This is a genomic window from Pseudomonas sp. AC252 (assembly GCF_979258105.1).
Genome location: NZ_OZ409837.1, coordinates 4,387,345 through 4,414,215, shown reverse-complemented (window position 1 = coordinate 4,414,215; position 26,871 = coordinate 4,387,345). Strand labels below are relative to the sequence as shown.

Below are 26,871 nucleotides of genomic sequence, written 5' to 3'. Positions count from 1 at the left end.
ATCGATTGGCCTATATGGTGACGGGGCTTTCGGCATCAATCGGAAGCTTTACGCGAAACACGGTTCCGCCCTTCAGGTCAGAGCTGACTTCGATTGAGCCGGCATGCGAGGCGACGATTTCCGAGGCGATAAACAGGCCCAGCCCGAGGCCAGCGACGGGCCCGTGATCAACTACGGAGCGCTGCGAGAAGCGCCCCATCGGGTTGAAGATGAACGGCAACACGTCTTCCGGAATCGGCTCCCCGCCGTTGTGCACCGTGAACACCGCGCAATCCTCCCGAGCTTCCAGTGCAACCGTAACCGGAAACTGATTATCGCCGTGGGTCACCGCATTGCTGATGATGTTGGAAAAGACCTGTTCCATCCTGGCGCCATCGAACGCTCCCATCACCGCTTCCGTCGCATCGAAACGCATGTTGGCCTGCGGATGAAAGGCGCGGATTTCCTCGATCACCCGCTCGCACACAGGGCTGAGATCGATCAGGGATTTTTTCACCGGAATCCCCGGCCCCATCTGGCAGCGCGTCAGATCCAGCAGGTCGCCCACGATCTGGCTGGCGCGCTGCACGCTGGCGTAGATCTGCCCGGCCACTTTGCTGGTGCGCGGGTCGGTAGCTTCGGTACGACGCAACATATCCGCACCGAGCAGAATCGCCCCCAGCGGCGTGCGCAAGTCATGGCCGAGAATCCCTAGAAACACGTTGCGCGACGCCTCGACGGCGCGCGAGTAGCTGGCAATCGACTCGGCCAGCGCCTGATCGATGGCTTCGTGAAAGCGTGTCATGTCGTCGACATTCACCGATTTGCCATCCTTGACCTGACGCAGCCACTGGCTCAGCACACTGGTGCGCAGCGCGCGGTATTCCGACACCATCTGGTCGATGGTAAAACCGGCCATCAGCCGCGTCACCGCGTGGGTTTCCGCAGCTGTTTCTTCATCGTCGCGCGGCGCCTGGCCCTGGGCTTTGGCGATTTGTTCGCTCATGGTCTGCTTGGTCCGCAGATCGATGACGATGGCGCGCAACATCTGCTCGGCGTGATCGCGCAGCGCGACGTTATCGAGCTCCACCCCGGGCGTCTCGATGGTGCGGGCGAAATCTTCCCAGGCCTGCAGGATCGGCTCTAGGTTTTCGAGAATGAAATCTGGCAGGCGCATGGCTGTAGTCCGCAGGGAAATCCATCAACGCCAGCAATTGAGCCGGCGCAGATTTCGGAAAGGGGAATTCAGGAGTACAGAAAGTACGGCTGAGGGATGCAGCCTACCACCAAAGCGCGGGGCTAACGCGGGAGGAAAATCGGTGTGCTGAAGAGGTCGCGGTCCACGAGATGGCCGCTGCGCCCGCAACGAACGCCTCTGAAGCGACAACGCTTTCGGATCCTTGCGATGAGAGACGTTCGTTTCAAGAGGTTATCCGTTGAGAGTCTTCACTCCAGGCATCGCTTGGGCGTCAGTCGAGTTTGCTCGGTGTTCGGCACCTCAGCACTGACATCTGCCTGTTTACGGCTGCTGAATTCAATCGGATAAGGCCCGGTCTGCGCCAGAGCTGTCTGCACACGGCTGACAAAGGCCGCGTCGTCCAGGGTGTAGAAAACCCACATCTGACGCTTTCCGCCGGTGACCGTGCACCCCCACTTTGCGAACCCATCCGCCGTTACGGCCGCCTTAATCAGGCGGTCCACCTGCATCATCCGCGCGGATTCCTTCGAACTCGGCAGGTAGCGATCCGACACGTATTTCCAGCTGATGCGAGACTTGTAAGGAAATGCCTGGGTATCCTTGAGATTCAAGTCGGAAGACATGCGAAAACTCGCTGGCATTGGCTCGTCAGGAAAATCTGACGGTTGGAAATCGCTGTCGCCTGGCACGGCCACTTGTCGTTGCGGATTGTCAGCAGGATCATCACTGAGCAGTATTCTGAGCGCTTCAGCTTGGCGCTCTTTCCGCTCGCTCATGCATTTGGCGTAGGCCGTTGTATGCGCTGGACCGGCATCCAGACAAGGATCGCGCTCCACCGGTTTTGGAGAATGGGAGCGCGTGCAGCCGGTCGTGATCAGGCTTGCCAGCAGCAATAAAACAACGGCTGGCCAGATTTCAGGGCGCAGGGAAGCGTGGAGAGTGACTTTCAAGTGGCCTTCCTTGGATGAGCAGCAGTACAAGACATATGGAAAACGGCGCATTTTGCCTGCCACCCCTGCCCCATGAACAGGCCGAAGCGGAATTAATGTGGCAATTCATCACAAGCACGCTCGACCAGCCACAGCCGCGTGTGACGAACAGCCACATGCTCCCTCAGATGCCTAAGCTGGCACCGTTGTCCGGTACGCCAAAATCGCCACCCGGAAAAGCACCACCCTCAATGTGGTAGACCTTCGGTTCTGCGGAGAAATAATCCTGCAGCCCCAGCATGAAGCGCTGGTGGTCCTCGCTTTCTTCAAACCCCGGCGAGTGGTCCTCAAGTGACTGCCAGCGCACGATCAAGTTGAATTGCTCGGGGGTTTCAATACCTTGCGCCAGCAAGTGGCCGCCGTATCCCTTGGCGCGGGTGAGCAACGGTTCGACTTCGGCAAATGCCCGTCGAAAGGCTTCAGTCTGTTGCGGGTGAACGGGCAGCACAGCGATCTCGTAAACCATGATGTTTCTCCAAAATCAGTGAGCGGATTCAGACGATGAGCGAAGGCTCGACGGCGATGGCGATTTTTCCCAGCAGACCGTTGTTGGCGCTCTCCAGTCGGGCATGGGCGAGCGGGATGTCGGCGAGCGAATAGACCGCGCCAACGTGGGGCCGCAACTGGCCGCGCTCGACCAACGCGCTCAGTTCATCGAGCTTGCCGCGATTCTGCCGGGTGAAGACGAAGTGGTAGCTGGCGTTCTTGCCCCAGGCCTGAACGAGGTTTTGTGGCTGCGCGATGTCGACGATCGAGACGACACGGCCAAGCTGGGCGAGCGCGTCGGCACTGCGAGACAGGGTATCGCCGCCGATGGTGTCGAACACCACATCAACGCCATGCCCGGCGGTTTCGCGCATGATCGCTTCGACGTAATCCTCTTGGGTGTAATCGATCACCACATCAGCGCCCAGGCTGCGGACGAACTCGGCATTGGCCTCGCGAACGGTGGTAAAGACTCTCGCACCCATGGCCTTGGCCACCTGAATCGCCACATGGCCGACCCCGCCGGCGCCGCCGTGGATCAGAATGCTTTCGCCAACGCGGAGCACGGCGCGCACGGTCAGCGCTTCCCAAACCGTACCGCCGACCAGACTCAGACTGGCCGCCTCGAGGTGGCTCAGCGAGGCAGGCTTTCTGGCAATGATGCTTTCGGCTGCGACGTGGTACTCGGCATAACTGCCCTGCCCGTCGAATATCTGCGGGGTGTACCAAACCTCGTCGCCCGGCGCGAAAGCGCTGACGCCCGGCCCGATGGCTTCAACCACGCCCGACACGTCGTGACCGGTAATGGCTGGCAGCGGCACCAGGTCGGGATAGTCACCGCGCCGAACCTGATAATCCAGCGGATTGATGGAAGTAGCGTGCACTCGGACCAGCACTTGGCCCGCTTGCGGAACCGGTTTTGGAACGTCGCTGAGTTCGAACGAATCAGGACCGCCGAAGGATTTCAAAATCATCGCTTTCATGGCAAAACCTCGTATCGATAAAGAGGGATATCGAGAATTCTCGATATCATAGAGTAAAAAATTTACAGCTCTTTCCCTATGATCTCTGCAAGCGCGCTGATAGCAGCCTCATTGCGTTTGTAGTAGGTCCATTGACCGATGCGTCGCACTTCCACCAGCCCCACCCGCTGCAACGTGGCCAGGTAACTCGACACCGTCGACTGCGACAAGCCGATACCTTCCTGGATGCTGCTGACGCAGACACCCTCGACGAGAACGTCACCCTCATCCTGCGGGGGAAGTTCTTGACGGGATCCTTCAGGCCTTCAAGGATCTTGAGGCGCGTCGGGTTCGAGAGGGCTTTGAAGATTTCGATCAGTTCCATGCGCCGAGGATATCGAGATTTTTCGATATGTCAATGCCCGCGTGCAAAGCGTCCAGATAATAGTGAGCAGTCACACACCAGCCATCAGCAGTGACTACTCTATTTAGGACATGGGAAGCGCGCTGCCTTATCAGTCGAGACCAACGCGGTTCGCTAGTAAATTAAGAGGCCGTTAGCGTTAGGGCCAATCAGGCACTATTTACCATGATCGGTTGGAAGTCGCATCATCATTGACTCTGTAAGAAATATGAAAATTCGCTTTTTGAAACCGGTTTCGACTAACAGGTATGTGTCATTTACGTTCAAAAGCACATGAACCTGCCCTCGAAATCTCTCGCTCTCGAAATTAACCAAATCTTCAGTCATCATTTTGTCAAATCGCAGCATTCCTGTATAAAAACAAATTGCCACAACTGATCCAGCAAGCAAATAACTGTAGTCACGCATTAGCGACCTTCTAAGTGCGATTCTTTTTTTATCAAGGATTCGTTGAACCTGGGTTTTAGGGCGAATAAGTATACCGGACTTCAATATAGACGCTATGACCACACCAATGACACCCATCCATGTTAGTTGGCCGACAGTTGAAAAATCAAAATCCAGATATGCAAAATTGAACGTGACAGTGAATATCAAAAAAAGAAGACCCAGTAAATCAGCTTTTCTGCAATATTGGTTTCTCTGTGCATTTTTTTGGCAGGTTTAGCTAACCATTTGGGAAATCGTTTACTTGCCGCGATTGTTAACGCTGCTAGAGGAGCGAGTGCAGAATAGTAGAACTGAGAAATTGCAAAGGAAAAAACCTTACTAACCATATAGCAAAACATCACATAGAAGGTGAATGTCGCTACAAAGCTCGTAACAAACCTCAGCGAGGCTACTGATACTATCTCAAACGGCACCTCTATAAGAAACCCAATGTAATGAACCGTACCCAATGAGAGAAACGCCATTACTGCCTTTAGCATTGAGATGAAGGTTTTATTTTTCGGTAACTTTGCATGTGCCAAAATCTGTTTTAGCAATGGAAAATCTCTGCAGTCATGAACGTGGTAGGAAATTCGTTAAAAGCGTATTGGGGTTTTAAGCTTCCCTCAGTAGATAACCATTACAACATGGCCGCGCGGCCTTGAGCCATTACCTAGAGCGGTTGTTTTTCAACAGCGGTTGGGGTTGGGGGTTGCGCTACTGGCGGTTCCGCATGCGCCGCTTTACTTGCAGGAGGGCACCCTGGAAAGGGCTTTGCCGGATTGGAATGTCGGAGGCGGGCAGATTTTTTGTATTTTCTCCAGTCAGAAACTGTTACCGGCGAAGGCCCGGGCTTTGGTGCGTTTTCAGGGCAATATCCGGCGCCGTGAGATCAATCAGCAATGATTGCCACTCGGAAATCGCCGGATGCGCTTTCCGGTTTGAATTATCTGTGCAGAAACGGACTTAATACCGCACTTTGAATACTCATGACGAAGACCACGCTTATCGCCGTCTCCGCAACGGTCATGACCAAGACCATTCTAAACACCGCAAGCTTATGGTTTGACCAGGCATTGACTAGTAATGCCCATATCCGCTTGGCACCACCCAGGTCTTCCATAGCACCGATCACGCTTGCTTTGTACCTCTGAACTCCTCGAGCGACTCTTCGAGAAAAGTAGACAAGTTCGCAATTAGCGATATAAAGAATACCAAAAGGCACATCGCAAGTGGCAGCGTACGCTTTAAACCAGCGAGGCTGAGATCAAACTTTTCAAGATTTAATTTACTACCAGCTACTAATGCGATTTTGAGCATAATTATTTGCGACGTGAGATTCCGCAGAAAATCCAACAACGGTTTCCGACCAAGGCCAAAGAACATGAATTCTCCTTGAAAATAACTAGCCCATATTTCGAAAGATGGAACTCCATAAACCATCGATTTACCGTCAATCCTTTTTTTAGCTTTAGGACCGGACGATAAATTACGTCAAATATCGAAATCCAAACGCATATAAAATCGGGGATGAGCCAATGGAATACCCACACTTTGGCCAAGTCGATATCGCGTAAATATCAGGATTCGACAAACTCTTTTTCAATCATGCATGCAATCAACCACACCAACGCCGCAGGCAGGATCCAAGTGAGCACGACAAGGACCAGAATCACAGCAACTTCCAGCGGACTTTGGCTCTGAAAAGAGTTTGAATATGACGAAAACATAGTTGCAGCGAACACAAATAACCCCAAAACGACTTGAAAGAACAGAATTCCAAACGCGTTACCATGCTCCCGCAGATGTCTATATGAGTCCACGATACCCCCTTTCGCGCTCGATCGCTTGTTCGCCAGTTTTTCATAAAAGCCGTACAGGTCTGAGCTTCGCAAAAGACATTTGACTATTATAAAAAACTGCGCCAAAACCACAGCCACTGCCAGAAAAATCACGACAGCAAACCAAATTCTCAGCAGTGCACTCATTGCACTCAATGAGAGAAATGCAACTGGGATGATCAAGGTCAATCCCAGAAACCACACCATCGACTTGCTAGGGCGTTGCAATCGGAGCGTGTAGCGCTGAATAAGGAACCGGCCAGCGTGGAGAACTAAAATAGGTGCACTCGCCACATAAGAGAAAACCAACCCAGCCGCTAGGAAAATTCCGACCTGTATGAGATCGATGGGTTCTCCGGATTTAACGAACACAAGACTTGAAATCGGTTGACTTTGTTGAACGAGCAAAAACAGTATCAACCCGCCTAAAACGGCGCCTACGCTATACCTAAGAGCGTAGAACTCCCAGAATCGTGATGAGCTTTCATCTTTTTGGTCCATTTGTTCCTCCTTGATCAGTGAATACGTTCCAATAGCTCACAATAATGGCATTAAGCCTCTATACAGTAAACCCCCATGCGCACGGCGCTCTCCCAAGCAAGTGATTACGTATCAGCTCTAAAAAAGCGAAATGATAACGACAACAGTGAAGAACAGCCGCGCCTGTGCTCGCTAGCATTTTACGTAACATTCACGTTCATCATTTTGAGGCATCCAGCAACACCCACAACCGCACGATTTTTCCCGCTTTGATTTCTGCCACATCAACGCCACTGACGACTACCGGCCCAGCGCTCGGGCCCGCATGCCAGCGCAGGTAACCCAAGCCATGATGCCCAACCGCCGGCCCCTCGGGAACAAAAGCGAAGTCCGCCCCGAACTGATCCAGCAACGCACCGGCCACCTCTGAAATCGCCGCCCGCCCGGTGACGATGCCAGTCGGTTCGTACATCGTCGGTGTGTCTGCAAAAAGCTCCTGCAACGCCGCAATGCGCTTCTGTGCATCGCGCTCGTTGAACACGCGCTGCAGGTTGGCCCGCAGCAAGGCGTCGTAGTTTTCCACCTCATTGATATTTCGCGAATCTGAGCCAGACATTTTTGAATCCTCGATTGGTAGGTGAAGCCCGGTTGCCCGGGCTCAGCGGTCAACCATGTTTGACCAGGTTCAAGGCTGGCAGCGGTCCGCCCGGGAACTGCGCAAGCATTCCCTGCTGCACACCGCCCAGGTCGATGCCGTAAAAACCCAGTTGAGTAATCAGCTCTGCAACCCTGGTTTTGCTCGCGGCATCTTCACCGGAATAAAACAGTACACGCTTGCCGCCCTCGGCGGTGGGATCGGTCAGCAGAGCCGCGAGCAAATGGTTGAAGGCCTTGACCACGTGCGCACCGGGCAGCATCTGCGCCACCACTTGCGAAGACGGCTGGCCGCCCAGATCGAACGGTTTGAACAGTGGCGCCTCGATCGGGTTGTTGGTATCAATCACGATGCGCCCGTCCCAAGGCCCGAGATCGCGCACGGCATCGGGGATTTTCGACCAATTCACCGCCAGAAAAACGATGTCCGCCTGGCTGGCTTGCTGAGCGGTCACCGCTTGTGCGAGTGGACCCAATTCGTCGACCAAAGCGGCAAGGCTCTGCGGCCCACGGCTGTTGGCCAGACTGACCGGCTGGCCTGCGTTGACGAGCAACCGAGCGATGGCGGCGCCAATGGAGCCAGTACCAATGATGCTGATAGTCATGATGCTCTCCTTACGCGGTGAAGCCGCCGTCGACGATTAATTCTGCGCCGGTGACAAACCCTGCCTCTGCACTGGCCAGGTACGCCACCGCGCTGGCAACATCCTTGCCCTCGCCGTACCGCCCCATGGCGATGTTCGGGCGTAGGAAGTCCGCAATAGGCCCGTCGGCTGGGTTCATGTCGCTGTCGGTCGGGCCAGGATGGACGGTGTTCACAGTGATGCCGCGCGGCCCCAGATCGCGCACCAGTCCACGACTGAAACCGGTCAGCGCGCCTTTGCTCAGGGTGTAGACGGAGGCCGTAGCGAACGCAGCGTATTGCACCATCGAGCTGCCGATGTGAATGATGCGGCCGCCCTGCCCCATGTGTTTGAGCGCTTGCTGAGTGGCGACGAAGACGCCGGTCACGTTCACCGCAAGGATGCGTTGAAAGTCCTCGAAGGCGATGTCCTCCGGGGCACCGAGCACGCTGATGCCAGCGTTGTTCACCAGGATGTCGATCTTGCCGAAACGCTGTGCAACCTCGGCAATCGCTGCACGTACAGCCTCGGGATTGCCCGCATCGGCCGCCAGCGCCACAGCCTGGCCGCCCGCCGCAACGATTTCCTGCACCACCGCTTCGGCGCGATCTGGCGATGCGTTGTAGGTGATGGCGACGGTGGCGCCATCTGCCGCGAGTCGCTCGGCAATTGCTGCGCCGATGCTGCGTGAGCCACCGGTCACGATGGCGATTTTGCCGGTCAGTGGAAGCGTGGAAGTGTTCATGGTCGAGCCTCTGGGTGGTTGGAGTTGATGAGCCTATGAGACGCCTTTTGATCTTCCACCAGTAGTAGAAGCCACCTAGAATCACTTTCAATCATTCGTTGAAGGTGCGCCGATGGAAACGTTAGGCAATTTGCTCTCATTCGTGCGCAGCGCTGAGGCGGGAAGCTTCTCTGCGGCGGCGCGGCGCTTGGGCCTGACACCCGCGGCGGTCAGTCGCAATGTCGCGCAGCTGGAGGCCAACCTCGGCGTACGCTTGTTCCAGCGCAGCACGCGAAAACTCACACTGACGGAGGCGGGAGAGCGCTTTCTGGCCAACGTCGGCTCGGGACTGGAGAGCGTTCAGGCGGCGATCGCCGATGTGGCCGGCAATGCCGGAGAGCCTTCCGGGACTTTACGTCTAAGTGCGGCACCGGGCTTCGCCAAGGATTTTCTGCTGCCGCTGATGCCGGAATTTCTCAAACGTTACCCTTCGGTAACTCCCGAATGGCACGTCGACAATCGCCAGGTCGATCTCATCGCGGACGGGTTTGATGCGGCCATCGGCGGCGGCATCGAACTCGCGCAAGGTGTGGTCGCCAGAGCTATCGCGCCGGCGCATCTGATCCTGGTGGCATCGAAGGCATATCTCTCGGGACACAAGCGCATCCGGCACATCGAAGAACTGTCGACGCTGGATCATCTGGCCATGCGCTCGGTGCAGACCGGCAAGGTGCGCAGCTGGATGCTGCAAGGGCCCGATGGGCAACGAGCACCGCTGGAGTTGGCGCCGCGCCTGTTGGTCAACGACCCGCAAGCGCTGTGTCAGTGCGCGCGCTTGGGATTAGGGGTTGCGCTGTTGGCGGTTCCGGACGTGCTGCCGTATCTGCAGGACGGCACGCTGGAGAGGGTTCTGCCGGGCTGGCATGTCGATGCGGGGCAGATTTATTTGTACTTTTCCAGCCAGAAACTGTTGCCGGCAAAGACCCGGGCTTTTGTGGATTTTCTGGTCGGTCAGGCTCGAGAGGATGGGTGGGCGACTCGGCTTGATGCTCGAGCTTAGCCAACAAGTCATACGACCTCTGAAACTCAAGCAGCATCATGCCTAAGCGGATTATCCAGTCTTTCAAGCTTGCCGCCCCTGCTTGATTACGGTACAAATCGAGAAGTTGTACGACAACATAATAAAAACCTGAGCCGCCCTGAGTGGCTATTATTTTTGAGAACTGCCCATGTCCCGTCCTGAATTTGCCCCAACCGTACCGCCGCCCTTCCCCCGTTATCTCGCCGTGATCATTCTGTTGTGCATGGGTTGTGCCTTCGCCGGCAACCACGTCGCGGCACGGGTGGCTTTTGATGACGGCGCGGGTGTGCTGCTGGCAATTCTGATGCGCTCGGGCGGGACCTTGCTGGTGCTTGCCGTTCTCGTCCTATGGCAGCGGCAAAGCCTGCGTCTGCCGGCAGGCGCGTGGCGTTGGCAATTACTGTTGGGCCTGCTAATTACTGCGCAGAGCCTGTGTCTGTACTCCGCTGTCGCACGAGTGCCGGTCGCGCTGGCGCTGCTGGTGGCCAACGTGTTTCCGATCCTGCTCGCCTTGCTGACCTGGGCGCTGGGCGGCCCACGACCAAGCGCGCGCACCGCGATGTTGATGGGCTTGATTCTCGTGGGATTGGTGTTCGTACTGGACGTCCCCGGACGTCTGTCAGACAGCGCCAGCGTCGGTCCGGAATGGCTACTGGGCGTTGCACTCGCCTTCTGCGCCGCCAGCGTATTCGCCTGCGCGCTGTGGATCACTGATCACAAGCTGTCGCAAGTGCGCGGCTCGGTGCGCAGCCTGCTGACCATCTTCATCGTCTTCAGCAGCGTCAACCTTGCCGGCCTGACCGGCGCCCTCCCCGGCGGACTCAACCTCCCCGCCACCTCAACCGGCTGGCTGGCCCTTGCCACCCTTGTGGTGCTCTATGGAACCGGCTTCATTGTGTTGTTCATCTCCGTGCCCCGACTGGACATGCCCCGCAACGCCCCGGTGATGAACATCGAACCATTGGCGACGTTGTTGATGGGCTGGATTGTGCTGGATCAGATGCTCAGCAGAGGACAGATCATCGGTGGCGTGATTGTGGTGAGCGGGATTGTTTTGCTGACGTATCGGAAGGCTGCGGTGAAGGTTGGGGCGAAGGCTGAGGTTTGAGGGGGTGTGGTAGCGGGACTCTTGTTTGATGAGTCCTGCTTATCGCCCCCGGCTCGATACCGGATCAGCAGAATTGCAGGCTCTCGAGGTCTACCTTGGCATAGCTTCCTATTTCACCCTTGTAGAGATAAATCGCAGTTACCTTCAGCTCCGTTCGTAAAAATTCCGCCAGCGTTCTGAGTCCGGTGCTTGTGGTCATGACAGGGCGTGCAACCGTCGCGCTACCGGGTTGGTCATCGTAAGTTCTGACGAGAAACTCATCGACACCATCCAGAATCAGGTAATTGAAACCTCGATACTCATAGCCTGCGTCGTAGTCGACATCATCGAAACGGTCGACCTTTTCTATTCTCAAGACGCCGCCCCTAATTCAACTCAAATAACTGAAACGGTCTGGCGCCTGGAAAGTAGAAGGAGCTCCATCCACATCATTTACCAACTACCGTACGGGATGCCGAACTTATCAATGTATCGCTTGGCCTTTTCACTCACGGGATAAGCATAGCGCCCGCCATGCTTGCCCTGCTCAGGGCCGAGAGGTTCGAGTTCGCCTTGAGCATGGGAGACTTTTATCGGGCGGTGGCAGGAGTCCCTGACCCATGCTTGAAGCACTCCCCCGGGGCGAGCCCCACAAGCAGCGTTGCGGAGTAACGTGCGGTTCTTTCGGGAGTTTTTGGGCACCGCTGGTGTGTGGACTGCACCATCAGTTGCCTCGCTTCTTCTGGAATCTCTATGAAGCCTTTATAGGTTTTCTGCTCCGATATCGACTGCCAACGGACAAAAATCATTCGAGGAAGGTCAGCACCGGTTACCAAAACTCCAGAACCACCGACTGTTCCCCAACCGCGGGCAGACTCCGTCCCATCTTCTGGTTCGCCTCCGGGAGCAGATTTTCCACCGACTCTGAAAAACATTCTGTTATTGATATCCAGCACCGAGCTGTCCTCAACCCAGATCTTCATGTAATTCGGCTCAACGAATCCTATTTGCCACCAAGGAGACTTGGGGTCATCTTCTCCACTTTCGAAACCTCCTTTCTGGCAGCCCATTAACAATAAAGCGCCAAGCAGAACGATTACAGACTTCATTACCAGAGTTTCCAATCAGCTACGTGAGGGTGTTGTACACGGATCGCGTCTTCCGTCGGGGCGTTGATGTAAACAGCATCAATGCCGCTCCCATCTCTTCTTCCGAGGGGATGATTCCAGTTTGCAGAGGTATGAATGTACTTCAGCTTGAGCAAAGCCTCTTCTTCTGCAGTTGTTCTGTAGTTTCCTGTGAGAAATCGGTCACAAAGAGATTGGAGTTCTGCCGGCACGGAGTATTCGTCATCTTCGGGTATATCAATGAATTGAACACCCTTTTCTTTTGCCAGCTGATACATGACTCTTAAATAAACTCTCGAAAGTTTTCCACTCACCGGACGTTTCAATTGTAGAGCGGCATATACGCGCTTCTGCCCCGGTGAAAGCCTGTCTTGATGCTCCTGCGGAATTTCGAAGGAGGCCGGGGTGACAATATCCAGCAGATGCGCAGGCCATCCTTTAGCAATCCACTCGCTTTTTACACGCGCGGCGTCGTGATAAATCGACGTCGTTGAAACGTCTACGTACCGAGGCACAGCGAGAGTTTGCATAGGGCTGACGAGCACGCATTCTTCGACTTCATCGAGATAGCTGCCGCCAATATCCGAATGAACCCCAGGAAGAGTGTACTCAGGGTGCGCGGGTTTCACTCGGCTGAGGGCAAAATTAGCGCGACATTCATCACGCGCTACGAGATGTACGACATCCATGAAGTATTGACGGTCCAGGTAAAGCCTCACACCGGGAGCTATGGGACTTTTCACCCGGCCGAGATTGGTGAAGCCGGCAATCGAGGGCACCGTGTCAAAGAGCCCGATGAAACCCATTTTGATGCCGTTTCCGTATTTATTATCAAAGGTGCGACTGAAATCTGCGGCGTTCCGGTTTAGGATATCTCCTAAAGCTCCTTGCTTACCCCGCACCACTTCATTTGCGAAGTGCCGTGCAGCAGCAGCCCCACGGCTGAAGCCAAATGTATCGAACGTCAGGGACGCAATTTCACTGTCGGGATTCTTGCAGTGCCTCTTCGATAGCTTGTTTTATCTGCGTGAAGGACGCTTGTACGCGACTCGTAACACCAGTCTCACCTCGCCCCGTTCCAGCACCTACAGCGCTATCCATCTGATTGCTTTCAGTGCCTATACCTTCGACATATATTGGGCTTGAGACGTACTTAAGAAAGCCATCGCCTTCGGCTTTCTGGGTCTTTTTATACAGAGAAAACAATTTCTTGATATTCGTAGGCCCGGCACCATAACTACTATCCGGATCACTCATGTAAGGCATGCAGCTAGCCGGTATATCCTCCGGCGCAATCGGATGCTGGGCACCGCACAACAACCCCGCAGCAGAGTTGTTCGCATTGTTGCCTGTGCCATCAAAGAAAACCCCGATCCTCAACGCAATGCCTATTTTCTCAGGCTCGCGCGCGGGTTCTTTCCCGTGTTTCTCATACTCGGCCCAGTGCTGGGCGTGTATGTCGACGGGTTTGGCTTGTTCGTAGCGGTAGTTTTTCGGCGGGTTTGGAACGTAACCACTCAATCCTTGATTCCTTGTTCTGATCCTTGAAGAACGGCCCGAAGGGTGACAGTCGAGCCCGGGTGGTGCAAGCCGTGGCCGTGTGCCAGCCATCGTGCGCCCGGGGATTGCGACGAGGTTTTGCGCTCGTCGCATTGCGGGTCATTTGGCTATTTCGACTTTATCCAACGCCTGATTTACCGCGATTTCGCCGAGCATGACGACCTGGGCAATGCCCAGCAGCGTCTTGCGGCGCGGGTTGTCGAGCAGCGCGGCGAAGTCGTAGAGCATGGTGGTGGCCGAGCCGAGGGATTCGCTGGCGTTGGCCAGCAGGGATTCGGTGTCGTATTTCGGGTTGGCGAGGAACATCTGTTCCGGGGTGTTGGTGCTGGCCAGGATTTCAGCGGGGCCGAGATAGTGATCGAGGGCACGTTCGGCGGCTTCGTGGAGCTTTTTCGATGCGCTGGACTCGTAGGGCGATGCGGGGTCGGTGGTTGGGGGATTGGGTGTGACTTTGAACATGGTGAAACTCCTAGTTAGCTAAAAGGAGCCTTCACTTTCGCTACCAAACGAAGGTGGCGGCCATACGCGGGTTGGTAGACCGGTAACTAGGAACCGGCACACCCGAAGGTGTCCTGCGCATGGCCACCATTGAGCAGCAGACCTGAAGCAGGTCTGCGAACGGTGCGCGATGCGACTAGTTATGGCGGGCTACCAAACCCGATCACTGTTTTTCAGCGACCGACAGACGATAGAACCCGCGACCTAGACGCACAAGCCGGCGGATTCTGGCGTAGTCGTAGGGAATGACGCAAGACGTTGTAGCCGTTTGCTTGAGGCTGGAGCTACTGTTTAAACGGGCTGATGGTTTTCTGTTTATGTGGCGTGAATGGGCTGCCGTCATCGCGAGCAGGCTCAATCCTACAAGGGGATTGTGCTGAGGTTTCCGGCGATCCTTGCCTGTCATGATCCTGAAATTTCCCGTCTGATCTGAAGAGCAATCACAGCGAAACCTTTACCAGCGCCGCGCTGGGAAACTGCATGGTTCTGAATTGAAGTTACATCTTCCCATCGCTCTACAGTTTCCACGCACTGGTGATCACTGTCGGTGTCAATTTCAAAAGCTATGAACCGTTCTGCTTGGTTCAGGATCAAGCCATACAGCCGTGGCATGCCGGGGAAATCGACTTCCAGTTCAAGTATCACGCTGCCCGCCCAGTCGATGCCCTCGCTTTCGCCATAACCAACCAAGGCGACGGGAAGACCGGCGTTGCGCCAGAATTTTGCGGTCGTCACTAGCCGATGGGCCGTCACAACATTCTGTTCCTGCACATTCAACTGTCGCTTCTTGAGCAGGCGGTTGATTTCCATTTTGCTCCTCAGTCGTTTGCCGCTAGTTGTCCTTGGTACTTCAAAGCCTCAATCAAAAACCCCAGCGCTCGACGAAACACAGGATGGCAATCGCCATACGGCAATTCATCGAGTGAGGCCCAGAAAAACTCGAAGACATGCCCATGATCATCCAATGTCTGGTGAGACCATCGCTCTGGCAGTGGCTCACGCACCTCGCAACGTTGAAATGACCAGACTTGTCCGTGGTGGAAAGACTCCCAGCTGCCTAAATCTTCACAGATTGTCGCATTGTGGATACCGGACTCTTCCGCCAGTTCTCGCAAAGCGGCCTCGGCAGGTGATTCTCCGCGCTCAATGGTTCCTTTTACTAACTGCACCCCAGCCTGTGGATGTCGAAACAACAGGATTCGCGGGCGCTGTGCGAAACAAAGCACAACAGGACAGGCCTTGTCGGGATGCATAAGATTTCCTTATCGGTTTGAACGATCCATCGGGGTGGCATCAACCCTGCGTTACAAGCGTCAACTTCGGCCAGATCTCGAGCCATCTCTTGGACTGCACGCGCTCCACAAACACCGCATTTTTATCACTTTCAAATCGGGCGGTTGGCCGCACTTTCAGCGCAAACAAATCCTCCAGCCCCAACGGCGCCGAAACCTTTATCGCACCATGCCGATCAAGCCTGACCCCTACTGCCGTAGCGGTTTCCGGCCAGAACGTCATTGCATCGGCAGCCGCCCCATAAGGCGCATCGGCGTTCCGCTGGTGCATGCGTGCCTGGTTTTTCACCGACCAGTTCAAGCCACTGCACAGGGCTGCAAGCTCGACCTCCAAGGCCAAATCCGTTTGATGACCGGGACGTTTTCTGTCGAACCATATGACATCAATGTCCTCGGGCAACGGCGAAGGCTGGCGCTGATGCAGATGATCCCAAACCAGGCTGCGCACAAAACCTGCGGCAACCCAGCAGTCCGGCAAATTGAGATCCCTGACCATGCGCAGGATGTGCATACGGACGGGATCCTTATCAATCAGATCCCGCAGTTGCGCTTCCAGATTCATTTTTTCAGTCCATATCCGTTTGCTGCACGAGCCTACCAAAGGTTTCGGGCAAAGGTCGCTGGTGCTCAACATAACGTCACGTAATCAGACGAGCCTCACACCATCCGCCGCGAATCCCGCCGTACCGCCTGCGGCGGCACGCCAAAGCCGCGCATGAACACCTCGCGCATGTGCCGGCGGTCACGAAACCCGGTTTCCCTGGCGACTACATCCAGACTGTGACTGCTCTGCTCGATCAGCAACCGCGCTGCTTCCAGCCTTAGACTCTCAATCGCCTTGGCGGGTGACTGGCCGGTTTCGGCGGTGAACACGCGGGTGAATTGCCGCGGACTCAGGTGCACCACATCGGCCAGTTCTTCGACGCTCAGCGGGCGATTGAGGTGCTTGCGCGCGTAATCCAGTGCACTCTGAATGCGATCGGATTTGGGTGACAGCGACAGCAATTCCGAATGCTGCGACTGCCCGCCCGAGCGGCGCTGGTGCATCACCAGTCGATGGGCGACCGAGCGGGCGATTTCGCTGCCCAGATCCTTCTCGACCATACCCAGCGCCATGTCGACACCAGCGGTCATGCCCGCCGATGTCCACACCGGGCCGTCGATGATGAAGATGCGGTCGTCCTCGACATTCACCGACGGATGCATCCTGCGCAGCGCCGGGGCGAACGCCCAGTGCGTGGTCACGCGGCGGTTATCCAGCACACCGGCCTGCGCCAGTACGAACGAGCCGGTGCAGATGCCGGCGACGCGGCGTGCGCCGTCGGCGAGCCCGCGCACGCTGTGCAGCACGTCAGCATCGGGCGGCGTCAGCGGTGTCAGCGTGCCAGCCACCAGCCAACTGTCGGCCAGCCCCGCCTGCGTCAGTGGCAACGTATCGACGTGCAAGCCCAGCGAGGAGCTGACGATGCCGCCGGCCTGGGAAAAGTTCTGCACCTTGTACACGGCTTTGCCGGTGACGATGTTGGCGAACTCGAACACCGACTGGGTCGCCAGCGCCATGACCTGAAAACCTTCCGTGAGCAGATAGCCGACTCGATGCATGGTCGCGCTCCGTTTGTTGAATGTCCTGAAATACTACCACATACGTCATTCAGGTCGGAGCAGGTTTTCTCCATCATGGCTCACATACCAATCAATCCACTTGCGGGACGCAGCTCATGAAACTTGAAGCCAACACGATCTTCATCACCGGCGGCACTTCCGGCATCGGCCGCGCACTGGCCGAGGCCCTGCATCAGCGCGGCAACAAGGTCATCATCGCTGGCCGTCGCCAGGCCCTGCTGGCAGAGATTGCCCAAGCGAATCCGGGCATCGACACCGTGCAGCTGGACATCAACGATGCGCAGCAGATCAAGGACGTCGCCGCCGAAGTCATCCGCCGCCATCCGTCGTTGAACGTGATCATCAACAACGCCGGGATCATGCCCTTCGACAACGCGGGTTCCGGCGACTACGACGATGCGCAGGCTGTCGGTCTGTTGCAGACCAACCTGCTCGGCCCGGTGCGCGTCAGCGCCGCGTTCGTCGAACACCTCAAGCGCCAGTCCGAGGCCTACATCATCAACAACAGCTCGGTACTGGCCTACCTGCCGCTGGCGACCACGGCGCTGTATTCGGCGACCAAAGCGGCGATCCATTCCTACTCGCTGTCGCAGCGTTTCATGCTGCGCGACACCAGCGTCAAGGTCCTGGAAATCGCGCCACCTTGGGTCGATACCGACCTGATTCACAAGAGCGGCGACGAGCGCGCCATGCCGCTGGGCGAGTTCATCGAGGAAACCCTGATCAAGCTGGAAACCGCCACCACCGAAGTGCTGGTCGACCGAGTACTGCCGCTGCGAGCCAACCAGGGCGCGAACGAGCACGGGTTGATCGAGCAGTTCAACCTGTCGCTGCTGGAAAATCCTATTCCGGTGGCCTGAACTCACCGACAGAAACACCCGGGCTCAATGCCCGGGTAGCCTGGCTGTTGATCATGTTCATTCACAACGCGGCAACTCAAACACCACCCGCGCCCCCTCGGCTCATTGCGCTCGGCCCACAATTTGCCGCCATGTCCTTCAATGATCGTGCGGCAAATCGACAGGCCCATGCCCAGCCCGGTGGATTTGGTCGTGTAGAACGCCGTGAACACCTGCTCTGGCTGCTCGCAGGCAAAGCCCGGCCCCGAATCGCTCACGCTGATTTGCACGTTTTCGCCCAGCGCCTCACTGCGAATCAGCAGACGTCGCTGCCCCGCTGCCATGATCGTCATAGCTTCGAGGCTGTTGATGATCAGGTTGAGCAACACCTGTTGCAGTTCGACCCGGTCCGCCACTACGAAAGGCAAATCTGCCGCCAGCTCAACGCTGACCTCAGCGCCGTGTTTGAGCGCTTCACCCCGGCTGAAACCGACCATTTCTTCGATCAGCAGATTGAGGCTGACAGGCTGACGCTGCGGCGGGGTTTTGTGGATCAGCGCGCGGATGCGTCCGAGTACGTCGGCGGCGCGGTTGCCGTCGAGAATGATGTGCCGCAGGCCCTGCTCCACCTCGGCAACGTTCGGCGGTTGCGCACCCAGCCAGCGCAGGGCGGCGTTGGCATGGGTCACCGTGGCGGCGATCGGTTGATTGACTTCGTGGGCGATCGACGCGGCCAACTGACCCATGGTTGCCACGCGATTGGCGTGGGCCAGTTCCGTTTGCACCTGACGATACCGCCGCTCGCCTTCGCGCACTTGCTCTTCGGCGAGCTTGCGTTCGCTGATATCCAGGACGAAGGCCAGGCCCTGCTGCTGACTTGCTTCGAAGGCGGCCAGACCGACAATCACTGGCAGGCGACTGCCGTCCTTGCGGATGTATTCCTTCTCAAATGGCTGGGCGCGACCGGTGCGGATGGCCGTTGTCAGTGCCACGTCGCTGTTGGCGCGCATCGCCGGCGGCGTCATGTCACGCCAATGGACACTGCCCGAAAGCAACTCATCACGGGTGTAACCGACCATGCGCAGGAACGCGTCGTTGGCCTCGATGATTTCCCCTTCCACGCTCCAGACGATGATGCCGATGATGTTGGCATCGACCAGCCGACGGATTTTCGCTTCTCGCTCCGCGAGGTCGCGATACAGGCGCGCGTTGTCCAGCGAGATCGCTGCCTGCGACGCCACCAGGCGCAACACGGCGAGACGCGCCGGGCTGAACACCCCGGCCGACAGGTTGTTTTCCAGATACAGCGCCCCGACCACCCGCGCCTGATTCATCAATGCCAGGCACAGGATCGAGCGCGCGCCTCGTTGCTGAACGTATGGATCGGCGGCGAACAGCGGATCGGCAACCGCGTCGTCCAGGCACAGGTTTTCGCCGGTGCGCAGCGTCTGGTAGAGCACCGACTCAGCCAGCGCCACCGTGTGCAGCGGCGCGTTGCACAGCTGCGTGGCACCGTCGCCGATGCGGGTTTGCGCAGCGACATAGGGAATGTCGGCATCCAACAAAATGAGCAGGCCATGCTCGGCCCCGGCCTGTTCGATCGCGGTGCGCATCACCGTTTCGATCAAACGGTCCAGGACGATCTCCCCGGACACTGCTTGAGAGACCTTGAGCACCGTCGCCATGTCCAAGTGTTCAACAGGCGTAATGAGCGTGGTGGTCGGATTCGGCTGCGCCTCTTCGGCACGCAGAAAACGGTGACGTCGCTCCAGCTCCCGCACTTTGCCTGCGGCGCCCCAGCGCAGATAGGCGTAGCGTGCGTCGCGCAGGTAAACGCGGGATATCTTGGCCAGACCGCGAGCGCTGTAGAACCGTGCGGCCAGTTCGTTGGCCAGCGCTTCGATATGGAGCAAACCATTGTCCTGAGCCAATTGAATGGCTTGCTCGTACTGCAATTCGGCTTCGAGCAACTGCCCGGTGACGCGCGCCATTTCTGCGCCGACCAGCGCCACCTGACTGGCGAAGGTTTCCGCGCACAAACCCGCCCACACTTGCAATTGCGCATGGTGTTGACCCAGACGCTGTAGCGTATCGGCGTTGGTTTCGCCGTGAGCGGCCAAAGTCAGCGCCGCATAAAAATGATAGTCGGCCTCTTCGAAAAACGCCGAAATCACCCACAACAATCCCTGCGCCTGCGCCGCGCACTCAGCGGCCGCCGCGTAATCCCCCGCCAGGTAGCGCGCCTGCAACTTGCGCACCCAGTATTTGCCGCGCGCCAGCGCCAGATCCGCCGACGCGGCGAGATGCGCCTCGACAGCTGTTTCATCGAAACCGTCATGGTTGAAGCCGCCAAACGTCGGCGTCTGCCCGCGCAGCATCTTGATCAGCGCCAACTGGCAGCGCATGAAATCGGCCACCAGACCGAAACCGACCTTCTCGGCGTAAGCCAGGCCTGCTTCAGCTTGCGCCTGCACCTCGGCCAGCGGCTCGCCGATGAACAACAGATCGGAAATCAGGCTGTTGCCGGCAAACGCCGCATACGGCAGATCGCCGCTGCGATGGGCCGCGTTGAGCGCACGGCGCAGCAGTTCGCGGCACTCGCGCACAGGTCGCATCCAGCGCACCACGAAAATCGAAAAGCACAACCAGGTGCTCGCCTCGTAACGCGTCAGCCCACGTCGCTCAACCAGATCGCAGCCCAGACGGCCAAATCGATAGCCGGCGGCATAGTCGCCAAATCGCGGCCCCGATATGCGCCCGAAGTTGGCATAGAGCAAACAGGATGCATCGCAGTTGCCGTATTGCAGGCTGAGGCTGACCGCTTTGCAAATGGTCAGGCTGGCGAGGTTCAGATCCGACTGCACCGCCGGCGCGAAGAGTTTGCCCAGTGTATCGAGGGTGGCCCGCGCGGCTGGGTCCTCCATCAGCGGCAAGTCGATCATCCGCTCGATACTGCGCCCGCGCAGGCTGGTCCAGACCTGCTGATATTCGTCACGCACCTGAGCATCGCCCGGATGCGCTGACCAATCGATGCCGACCTGACGCAGATAGGCCAGACACACCGCCACCGCCCGGTCGCTGCGATCAAGCAGCAAGTAGACATCCATTTGCAGGCAGGCCACCGCCGCGCGCTCGACGGTGGTCACGGCGCGCTCGGCCAATGTCGCCAGACGCGTGTCGGCGAGCGCCAGTTGGCCGGTGAGAAATTCGCACTCGGCGCGGTTCAGCGCCAAAGCAAAACCCAGCTCATGCCGACTGTCATAACCCTGCTCGCCCAGCAGCTCTGCGCCGGCGCCCAAGTAAGTCAGTGCCGAGGTGTAAGCGGTCGAAGCCTTGGCGCGCTGGCCGGCAAGCAGGTTGAATTCGGCCAGTTGCTCGCGCTCGGCACGCAGGCTGATCAGATGCGCACCGCGATTGAGCTGGCCGACAATCTCGAAGATCGCCTCTTCGCGCCGCTCGCCCTGGGTTTGCAGCGCCAGCAAGCGGCCGATGCGCAGGTGCATTTGCGCCCGTTCGGTTTCAGCGATCAGCGAATACGCCGCTTCATGGATGCGGTCATGCACAAACCGGTAGGCACCGTCCTGACGCTCGACCAGCTCCAGCCGCACCGCTGGCCACAACGCGAGGTGAACGCGAGGGACCGGCACATCGAGGACGGTGGCCAGCGTGTCGAGCCGTGCAACGTTGCCCAGGCAAGCCAGTTGCTGCAGTGCCTGGCGGGTCTCCAGCGGCAGTCGCGCCAGCTTACAAACCATCAAATCGACGACGTTGTCGGTGTAGCCCTTGCCGTTGATCAGCTGCACATCCCAGCGCCAGCGATTGCGCTCAGGCTCGTATGTCAGCAGCTTCTCCTCGGCCAGGGCGTGGAGAAACTGGATGACGAAAAACGGATTGCCGGCAGTCTTGTCCAGCACCAGCCGCGCCAGCGCGACGATACTCGCCGGCGGGCAGCGCAGCGACTCGCTGATCAGTTGTTCAATGTGCGCGCCGGCCAGGGTGCGAGGCGAATCTCGTCAATCCGCACGCCAGCGCTACGCAGCGTGTTGAGGGTACGGCTGAGTGGATGATCCCCATCCACCTCGTTGTCGCGATACGCGCCAACCAGCAGCAGATGAGCAATTTCGGCACGGCTCAGCAAGTCTTCGAGCAGATCAAGGGTGGCCGCGTCGAGCCACTGCAGGTCGTCAAGGAACAGCGTCAGCGGATGCTCGGCCCGGGCGAACACGCCGATGAAGCGCTGCAAAACCTTTAGAAATCGCTGCTGCGCCTGCTGCGGTTCCAGCTCGGGCACGGCGGGCTGATCGCCGATGATCAATTTGAGCTCGGGAATCAGATCGGTGATCAGCCGCGCGTTCGCGTCCAGCGCCCGCAACAGTGCTTCGCGCCATCCCGCCAGCACGTCGGCGCGCTTGCCCAACAGCGTCCGCACCAGGCCCTGAAAGGCCTGGACCAATGTCGAATAGGGTACGTCGCGCTGGTACTGGTCGAACTTGCCGGCGGCGAACAAGCCACGGGTCGGCACCAGCACTTTGTGCAGTTCGCTGACCACCGACGATTTGCCGATGCCGGAATAACCCGAGACCAGCACCAGCGCCGGCGCACCTGTTTGCACTACATTGGCGAAGGCATCGATCAATGTTTGCACGTCGTGTTCGCGGCCGTAGAGTTTTTCCGGAATCAGCAAACGCTCGAGGGCGCCCTGCTCGTTCAGCGTAAACGTCTCGATCTGTCGCGCCCGTCGCCACTCGTCGAGGCAACGGCGCAAGTCATGCTCGACGCCGGCCGCGGTCTGATAGCGTTCCTCGGCAGTTTTCGCCAACAGTTTCATCACCACCCGCGAGAGCATCGGCGGCACCGTCGCCACCCGTTCGCACGCTGGCATCGGCAGCCGTGCGATGTGGCAATGCACCCATTCCATCGGATCATTGGCGCTGAACGGCAGCGAGCCGGTGAGCATCTGGTACAGCGTCACGCCAAAGGCATACAGGTCGCTGCGCGAATCGATCGAACGATTCATCCGCCCGGTTTGCTCCGGCGCCATGTAGGCCAGCGTGCCAGCGATGGTTTCCGGCGGCGTGGGCGCTTGCCGCTCGCGAGGCACGCGCGAGGCCAGGCCGAAGCCGGTCAACCGTGCCGCTCCATCATGGCAATGAACGAAGATGTGCTGCGGTTTCAGGTCTTTGTGCACCAGGCCGCGCTGATGCAGATGGCCCAGCGCCTTGGCAATATTGGCAGCCAAGCCCAGACAGGTTTCGATAGCCAGGGTGCGACCAGCAATCGCGACAACGGCTCGCCGCCCGGATCGTCGAGCAGCAGACGAACCCGAGTGCCCGTGCGCTCCAGGGATGTGGGCTGCAATGCCCAGGCAGGATCGAGATTGTCCCTGAGGCTGTATTCATGCGCGAGCCGCGCAAGGGTCGCCGGCAACGGCTGACCGAGCGCCGGACGCACCGCCAACACGCTGCCCTCGCCCGAACCGCGCTCGCGGGACAACACCCGCTCGCCGTCGTCCCACAAAATCTGTTTGTTGCTGGCCATCTGCGTCGACACTGCTCAAGGTTTTTCTGCCGTACCGGGTGTTCAGCGTTAGCAATGCTCAGGGGCCGCGCTGCACAGGCTCGATGCCCAACGCCTCAGCGATTCGTACCAGATCGGCCACTGAACGTGCGCCCAGTTTGCGCATGACCTGGCCGCGATGGACTTTGACCGTGACCTCGCTGAGCTTGAGTTGCCCGGCAATCTGCTTGTTCATCAGCCCGGCAATGACGTAGCCGAGCACCTCGCGCTCACGTGCGGTCAGCGTTTCGTAAGCCCGACGCAGGACGGCGCCGGAATGTTCGTCGGCGAGCCGCGCGCGGTCGCGGGCCAGCGCACTGGCCACGGCGTCGAGCATGTCCTGATCACGGAACGGCTTGGCCAGAAAATCCACCGCACCGGCCTTCATCGCCTTGACGCTCATGGCGATGTCGCCGTGGCCGGTCATGAACACCACGGGGATGCGCAAGCCGTTTTTCTCCATCTGCTCCTGAAATGTCAGGCCGCTTTCGCCGCGCAGACGCACGTCGAGCACCAGACAACCGGGCACCTCACGTTGCGCTTGCGCGAGAAAATCCGCGGCGCTGTCAAAGGTTCGCACCTGCAGGCCGATCGAGCGCAGCAAGCTGTCGAGCGCCTGGCGCATCGAGGCATCGTCGTCGACCACGTACACCACCGGCTCGCTGAGCGCAGCGGGACTTTGCGCAGGGCTGGAATGCGACCACAAGGTCATCGTGTCTCCTCGGCGAGATCGCAGCACGCATCGGGCTGGTCAATAAATCTAGTTCAGGATGGCGACCGCAGCCAGATACCCCGGGCGGTCAGCGATCAGGCTATCAGTCGACGCCATTGCCGACCGGCCAGAAACCCCTGAAAATCGGCCAGGCTGAGGCAGTCCCGCCGCCAGCGCTGCAAACAGGCAGGCCCGCGATGTCCACTCATCCCGCTTTTACAACGGCTCCGCGCGACGTGGTGTTCATCGCCTACCCACGCCTGAGCCTGCTCGACCTCAGCGGTGCGCAAACCGTGTTCTGGGCGGCGAGCAAAGCCTTGGCCGAGCGCGGGCAGCCCGGTTATCAACTGCACACCGCCAGCCTCAACGGCGGTTTGATCGAGACCGTCGAAGGGCTGGCCATCGACACCCAGGCGTTGACCACGCTCGAGAGCGCCGCGCTGGACACGCTGGTCGTGCCCGGCGCCCCTGACATTTGCGAGAGCCTCGACGAGCACCGCGAACTCACCGACTGGCTGCGCAGCCATGCTCACCTCGCCCGCCGCGTGGTTTCGGTGTGCAGTGGTGCGTTTCTGCTGGCTCAGGCCGGATTGCTCGATGGCCGCCGCGCCGCCACCCACTGGGCGATGTGCGACGCTTTGCGCAATCGCTTTCCGGCGATCGAGGTGGATGCCGATGCGATTTTCATTCAGCAGGACAAGATCTGGACCTCGGCCGGAGTCAGCGCCGGGATCGATCTGGCGCTGGCACTGGTCGAGGCCGATTGCGGCCGCGACGTGACGCTGCAGGTCGCGCGGGAACTGGTGGTGTACATCAAACGCCCCGGCGGCCAGGCGCAATACAGCACGCTGTTGCAATCGCAGGCGCAGGACGCTGCGATGTTCGATGATCTGCACCTGTGGCTGATGGAGCGCCTCGGCGATCCGAATCTGACGGTGGAGCGCCTCGCCGAGCAAGCCGCGATGAGCCTGCGCAACTTCACGCGGGTCTACAAAGCGCGCACCGGGCGCACACCGTCGAAAGCGCTGGAGCTGTTTCGCCTCGAAGCGGCCAAACGCCTGCTGGAAAACTCCCCGCATAAAATCGAACGAATCGCCCGCCTCTGCGGCTTCAGCGATGAAGAACGCCTGCGCGCCTGCTTCCAACGCCACCTGTCGATCTCCCCGCGCGACTACCGCAGTCGCTTCAGCCGCGATGGCTGAACCGCTATACCTACGTATAGTTTTGCCCGCTGGCCATCAGCGTATGGTGCAAGAACGACAGGAGTCACCAGCTCGGCCACCCGGCCCGGGAGCGTTATGCACAAGACGCATGTCATTGCAGTAGTGGACGACGACGAGGCCATGCGCACATCGCTGAGCAGCCTGCTGCGAGCGTCGGGTTATCGAGTGCTCGGCTATGCGGCGCCGGCGGATTACCTTGAATCGGATGGACCGGCGCAGACTGATTGTCTGATTTCCGATATGCAGATGCCGGGCATGAGTGGTTCGCAGATGCTGGATGCACTGCGGGCGCAAGGCTGGCGGATGCCGGTGATTTTCGTGTCGGCGCATCACGGAGATTTGCCTTGCGACAAGTCCCGAGCGACTGATGTCGTTGCCTGCCTGCGTAAACCCTTTGCGGCGGACGAGTTAGTTGCCTGGGTTGAGGTTGCACTGCGTACGCTCCAGGCTAGCGGAACTCAAAAAACTGACCCACCGCAGTTACCCTTGTGGGAGCGAGCTTGCTCGCGAAAGCGATCGCTTGATCAACGCCTCCCTTTGGCCATCTTCCTCTTTCCACGGCGCAACGGCCCTGAGATCGGCCTAAACAGATTCGGGTCTCCTACATTTTGAAAAGGTGAGATGAGCAGGCACGTACAGCGCATAAACACGACTTGGCAATCACGTTTAAATTACACCGACTGTTACTGCAAAAAGCCTACAACGCCTTGCGCCGCTGCCTACCGGTACTTCAGAATCCGCCGGCTTACACAGCTATCGGTTGGGCTATATCGTTTCCCTGTCACTGCAAAACAGTGATCGGGTTTGGTAGCCCGTTTCTTGATAGTTGTACGGCTTCCCCATATGCGGCCTCTATTTCGAGGCTCAGCTCTCTATGGTGGCCATGCGTGGGGCTCATTCGTGAGCGCCGGGGTTAACTATCTTGACCGGTCTACCAACCCGCGCGTGGCCGCCACCCATCGTTTGGTAGCGATAGTGACGGCTCTTCATTCCTTCAAGGTAGAGAGTCATTTATGTTCAAAGTAACGCCAAACCCGCCAGAAGCCGATTCGATCCCGTACGACCCCGCTCTGGAACCCCAGCGAATAAAAGACGCGGCCGCTCGTGCCATCAAGTTTTACCTCGACCCTCAGACGCTCAAAACCACCATCCCCAAGCGCCAGCCGGGCAGGATCTTTCTCATCGACCCCACGGTGGACGAGGAAACGTTGCTCGTCGAAGCCTGTGAATCACTGGCCGCCGCCAATGACATGGCCCGCGAAATCGGTGGCGTGATCGACCATCCACAGCGTCGATCGCTGCTGATGTTGCAGCAGGTGATCATGTTGAGTGAGCTGATCGTCAATCGCGTGCTCGACAGCCGACGCGTGTCGAGCTAGCCGGCAACCCAGGCAGGAGGGGGCATGCTCCCTCACTGCCAGCGGACGCGCCACAGCCGTGGCGCGGCATTCCCATACTCAGACGCTCAAGCGGCTCTCACCGGA

General features: G+C 58.3%; 23 protein-coding genes and 4 pseudogenes. 6 read left to right on the top strand and 21 right to left on the bottom strand.

Features of this window, described 5'->3' with window-relative positions; translation table 11 throughout:
* Positions 1-10 precede the first annotated feature (10 nt).
* From ACZZZ4_RS20280 to ACZZZ4_RS20230, 11 genes and pseudogenes are all read right to left on the bottom strand, one after another.
* Positions 11-1,156: an ATP-binding protein gene (locus tag ACZZZ4_RS20280; protein WP_463548576.1), complete on the bottom strand. Its 1,146-nt coding sequence runs from the start codon at positions 1,154-1,156 to the stop codon at positions 11-13.
* Positions 1,157-1,425: 269 nt separating this feature from the next.
* Positions 1,426-2,127 carry a DUF695 domain-containing protein gene (locus tag ACZZZ4_RS20275; RefSeq protein ID WP_463548575.1) on the bottom strand — a complete coding sequence of 234 codons (702 nt, stop codon included), beginning with the start codon at positions 2,125-2,127 and terminating at the stop codon, positions 1,426-1,428.
* A 163-nt stretch (positions 2,128-2,290) separates the two neighbouring features.
* Complete coding sequence (locus tag ACZZZ4_RS20270; protein WP_039762159.1) at positions 2,291-2,632, bottom strand: antibiotic biosynthesis monooxygenase family protein; 342 nt, start codon at positions 2,630-2,632, stop codon at positions 2,291-2,293.
* Positions 2,633-2,660: 28 nt separating this feature from the next.
* Positions 2,661-3,635, bottom strand: coding sequence for a zinc-dependent alcohol dehydrogenase family protein (locus ACZZZ4_RS20265; RefSeq protein ID WP_463548574.1), 975 nt, complete (start codon positions 3,633-3,635; stop codon positions 2,661-2,663).
* A 62-nt stretch (positions 3,636-3,697) separates the two neighbouring features.
* Positions 3,698-3,999 (bottom strand): annotated as a pseudogene (locus ACZZZ4_RS20260) (ArsR/SmtB family transcription factor).
* A gap of 632 nt (positions 4,000-4,631) precedes the next feature.
* Positions 4,632-5,024: a hypothetical protein gene (locus ACZZZ4_RS20255; protein WP_463548573.1), complete on the bottom strand. Its 393-nt coding sequence runs from the start codon at positions 5,022-5,024 to the stop codon at positions 4,632-4,634.
* A gap of 574 nt (positions 5,025-5,598) precedes the next feature.
* Positions 5,599-5,853 carry a hypothetical protein gene (locus ACZZZ4_RS20250; RefSeq protein WP_463548572.1) on the bottom strand — a complete coding sequence of 85 codons (255 nt, stop codon included), beginning with the start codon at positions 5,851-5,853 and terminating at the stop codon, positions 5,599-5,601.
* A 194-nt stretch (positions 5,854-6,047) separates the two neighbouring features.
* Positions 6,048-6,809, bottom strand: a complete 762-nt coding sequence (locus ACZZZ4_RS20245) for a hypothetical protein (protein ID WP_463548571.1) — start codon at positions 6,807-6,809, stop codon at positions 6,048-6,050.
* A 199-nt stretch (positions 6,810-7,008) separates the two neighbouring features.
* Positions 7,009-7,371 carry a nuclear transport factor 2 family protein gene (locus ACZZZ4_RS20240; protein WP_463548570.1) on the bottom strand — a complete coding sequence of 121 codons (363 nt, stop codon included), beginning with the start codon at positions 7,369-7,371 and terminating at the stop codon, positions 7,009-7,011.
* Positions 7,372-7,453: 82 nt separating this feature from the next.
* A complete protein-coding gene (locus tag ACZZZ4_RS20235; protein WP_463549293.1) occupies positions 7,454-8,050 on the bottom strand; it encodes an NADPH-dependent F420 reductase in 597 nt (198 codons plus the stop codon).
* A 7-nt stretch (positions 8,051-8,057) separates the two neighbouring features.
* Positions 8,058-8,810, bottom strand: a complete 753-nt coding sequence (locus tag ACZZZ4_RS20230; RefSeq protein ID WP_463548569.1) for a 3-oxoacyl-ACP reductase family protein — start codon at positions 8,808-8,810, stop codon at positions 8,058-8,060.
* A gap of 112 nt (positions 8,811-8,922) precedes the next feature.
* Here ACZZZ4_RS20230 and ACZZZ4_RS20225 point away from each other — a divergent pair, with 112 nt between their 5' ends.
* Together ACZZZ4_RS20225 and ACZZZ4_RS20220 are read left to right on the top strand one after the other, a co-directional pair.
* Entirely contained in the window at positions 8,923-9,849 is a 927-nt protein-coding gene (locus ACZZZ4_RS20225) for a LysR family transcriptional regulator (protein WP_039762165.1), read from the top strand.
* A 169-nt stretch (positions 9,850-10,018) separates the two neighbouring features.
* Entirely contained in the window at positions 10,019-10,978 is a 960-nt protein-coding gene (locus tag ACZZZ4_RS20220; protein WP_129998447.1) for an EamA family transporter, read from the top strand.
* 64 nt (positions 10,979-11,042) lie between these two features.
* Here ACZZZ4_RS20220 and ACZZZ4_RS20215 read toward each other — a convergent pair whose 3' ends face one another.
* The 8 genes and pseudogenes from ACZZZ4_RS20215 to ACZZZ4_RS20180 form a co-directional block, all read right to left on the bottom strand.
* Positions 11,043-11,333 carry a hypothetical protein gene (locus ACZZZ4_RS20215; RefSeq protein ID WP_463548568.1) on the bottom strand — a complete coding sequence of 97 codons (291 nt, stop codon included), beginning with the start codon at positions 11,331-11,333 and terminating at the stop codon, positions 11,043-11,045.
* Between the two features lie 77 nt (positions 11,334-11,410).
* A pseudogene (locus tag ACZZZ4_RS20210) lies at positions 11,411-12,066 on the bottom strand (DUF2931 family protein).
* Positions 12,066-13,605: pseudogene (locus ACZZZ4_RS20205) on the bottom strand (T6SS phospholipase effector Tle1-like catalytic domain-containing protein). The pseudogenes ACZZZ4_RS20210 and ACZZZ4_RS20205 overlap by 1 nt, the downstream one beginning before the upstream one ends.
* A 138-nt stretch (positions 13,606-13,743) precedes the next feature.
* The gene (locus ACZZZ4_RS20200; protein ID WP_186569274.1) at positions 13,744-14,103 is read right to left on the bottom strand and encodes a DUF6124 family protein; all 360 of its coding nucleotides are present in this window, start codon (positions 14,101-14,103) and stop codon (positions 13,744-13,746) included.
* 441 nt (positions 14,104-14,544) lie between these two features.
* Positions 14,545-14,952, bottom strand: coding sequence for a hypothetical protein (locus tag ACZZZ4_RS20195; RefSeq protein WP_463548567.1), 408 nt, complete (start codon positions 14,950-14,952; stop codon positions 14,545-14,547).
* Positions 14,953-14,960: 8 nt separating this feature from the next.
* On the bottom strand, positions 14,961-15,395 hold the full coding sequence (locus ACZZZ4_RS20190) for an NUDIX hydrolase (RefSeq protein WP_463548566.1): 435 nt from the start codon (positions 15,393-15,395) through the stop codon (positions 14,961-14,963).
* A 40-nt stretch (positions 15,396-15,435) separates the two neighbouring features.
* Entirely contained in the window at positions 15,436-15,996 is a 561-nt protein-coding gene (locus tag ACZZZ4_RS20185) for a nucleotidyltransferase family protein (protein WP_415762863.1), read from the bottom strand.
* 95 nt (positions 15,997-16,091) lie between these two features.
* Positions 16,092-17,036: a GlxA family transcriptional regulator gene (locus ACZZZ4_RS20180; protein WP_415762864.1), complete on the bottom strand. Its 945-nt coding sequence runs from the start codon at positions 17,034-17,036 to the stop codon at positions 16,092-16,094.
* Between the two features lie 116 nt (positions 17,037-17,152).
* Here ACZZZ4_RS20180 and ACZZZ4_RS20175 point away from each other — a divergent pair, with 116 nt between their 5' ends.
* On the top strand, positions 17,153-17,917 hold the full coding sequence (locus tag ACZZZ4_RS20175; protein ID WP_415762865.1) for an SDR family oxidoreductase: 765 nt from the start codon (positions 17,153-17,155) through the stop codon (positions 17,915-17,917).
* A 2-nt stretch (positions 17,918-17,919) separates the two neighbouring features.
* On the opposite strand, the pseudogene ACZZZ4_RS20170 reads toward ACZZZ4_RS20175, so the two are convergent.
* Positions 17,920-23,434: pseudogene (locus tag ACZZZ4_RS20170) on the bottom strand (trifunctional serine/threonine-protein kinase/ATP-binding protein/sensor histidine kinase).
* Between the two features lie 58 nt (positions 23,435-23,492).
* A complete protein-coding gene (locus tag ACZZZ4_RS20165) occupies positions 23,493-24,164 on the bottom strand; it encodes a response regulator transcription factor (RefSeq protein ID WP_415762869.1) in 672 nt (223 codons plus the stop codon).
* Positions 24,165-24,361: 197 nt separating this feature from the next.
* Between ACZZZ4_RS20165 and ACZZZ4_RS20160 the strand changes: the two genes are divergently transcribed.
* From ACZZZ4_RS20160 to ACZZZ4_RS20150, 3 genes are all read left to right on the top strand, one after another.
* Entirely contained in the window at positions 24,362-25,366 is a 1,005-nt protein-coding gene (locus ACZZZ4_RS20160) for a GlxA family transcriptional regulator (protein ID WP_463548565.1), read from the top strand.
* A gap of 96 nt (positions 25,367-25,462) precedes the next feature.
* Entirely contained in the window at positions 25,463-25,999 is a 537-nt protein-coding gene (locus tag ACZZZ4_RS20155; protein ID WP_463548564.1) for a response regulator transcription factor, read from the top strand.
* 401 nt (positions 26,000-26,400) lie between these two features.
* Positions 26,401-26,766, top strand: a complete 366-nt coding sequence (locus tag ACZZZ4_RS20150) for a DUF6124 family protein (protein WP_463548563.1) — start codon at positions 26,401-26,403, stop codon at positions 26,764-26,766.
* Positions 26,767-26,871 lie beyond the last annotated feature (105 nt).

Bases quoted from the DNA above. Each gene is read 5' to 3' on its own strand.
- ACZZZ4_RS20175 (WP_415762865.1), top strand. From the start codon at position 17,153: ATGAAACTTGAAGCCAACACGATCTTCATCACCGGCGGCACTTCCGGC.
- ACZZZ4_RS20200 (WP_186569274.1), bottom strand. From the start codon at position 14,103: ATGTTCAAAGTCACACCCAATCCCCCAACCACCGACCCCGCATCGCCC.
- ACZZZ4_RS20280 (WP_463548576.1), bottom strand. From the start codon at position 1,156: ATGCGCCTGCCAGATTTCATTCTCGAAAACCTAGAGCCGATCCTGCAG.
- ACZZZ4_RS20195 (WP_463548567.1), bottom strand. From the start codon at position 14,952: ATGGAAATCAACCGCCTGCTCAAGAAGCGACAGTTGAATGTGCAGGAA.
- ACZZZ4_RS20270 (WP_039762159.1), bottom strand. From the start codon at position 2,632: ATGGTTTACGAGATCGCTGTGCTGCCCGTTCACCCGCAACAGACTGAA.
- ACZZZ4_RS20180 (WP_415762864.1), bottom strand. From the start codon at position 17,036: ATGCATCGAGTCGGCTATCTGCTCACGGAAGGTTTTCAGGTCATGGCG.
- ACZZZ4_RS20150 (WP_463548563.1), top strand. From the start codon at position 26,401: ATGTTCAAAGTAACGCCAAACCCGCCAGAAGCCGATTCGATCCCGTAC.
- ACZZZ4_RS20185 (WP_415762863.1), bottom strand. From the start codon at position 15,996: ATGAATCTGGAAGCGCAACTGCGGGATCTGATTGATAAGGATCCCGTC.
- ACZZZ4_RS20220 (WP_129998447.1), top strand. From the start codon at position 10,019: ATGTCCCGTCCTGAATTTGCCCCAACCGTACCGCCGCCCTTCCCCCGT.
- ACZZZ4_RS20155 (WP_463548564.1), top strand. From the start codon at position 25,463: ATGCACAAGACGCATGTCATTGCAGTAGTGGACGACGACGAGGCCATG.
- ACZZZ4_RS20160 (WP_463548565.1), top strand. From the start codon at position 24,362: ATGTCCACTCATCCCGCTTTTACAACGGCTCCGCGCGACGTGGTGTTC.
- ACZZZ4_RS20265 (WP_463548574.1), bottom strand. From the start codon at position 3,635: ATGAAAGCGATGATTTTGAAATCCTTCGGCGGTCCTGATTCGTTCGAA.
- ACZZZ4_RS20225 (WP_039762165.1), top strand. From the start codon at position 8,923: ATGGAAACGTTAGGCAATTTGCTCTCATTCGTGCGCAGCGCTGAGGCG.
- ACZZZ4_RS20250 (WP_463548572.1), bottom strand. From the start codon at position 5,853: ATGTTCTTTGGCCTTGGTCGGAAACCGTTGTTGGATTTTCTGCGGAAT.
- ACZZZ4_RS20230 (WP_463548569.1), bottom strand. From the start codon at position 8,810: ATGAACACTTCCACGCTTCCACTGACCGGCAAAATCGCCATCGTGACC.
- ACZZZ4_RS20165 (WP_415762869.1), bottom strand. From the start codon at position 24,164: ATGACCTTGTGGTCGCATTCCAGCCCTGCGCAAAGTCCCGCTGCGCTC.
- ACZZZ4_RS20190 (WP_463548566.1), bottom strand. From the start codon at position 15,395: ATGCATCCCGACAAGGCCTGTCCTGTTGTGCTTTGTTTCGCACAGCGC.
- ACZZZ4_RS20245 (WP_463548571.1), bottom strand. From the start codon at position 6,809: ATGGACCAAAAAGATGAAAGCTCATCACGATTCTGGGAGTTCTACGCT.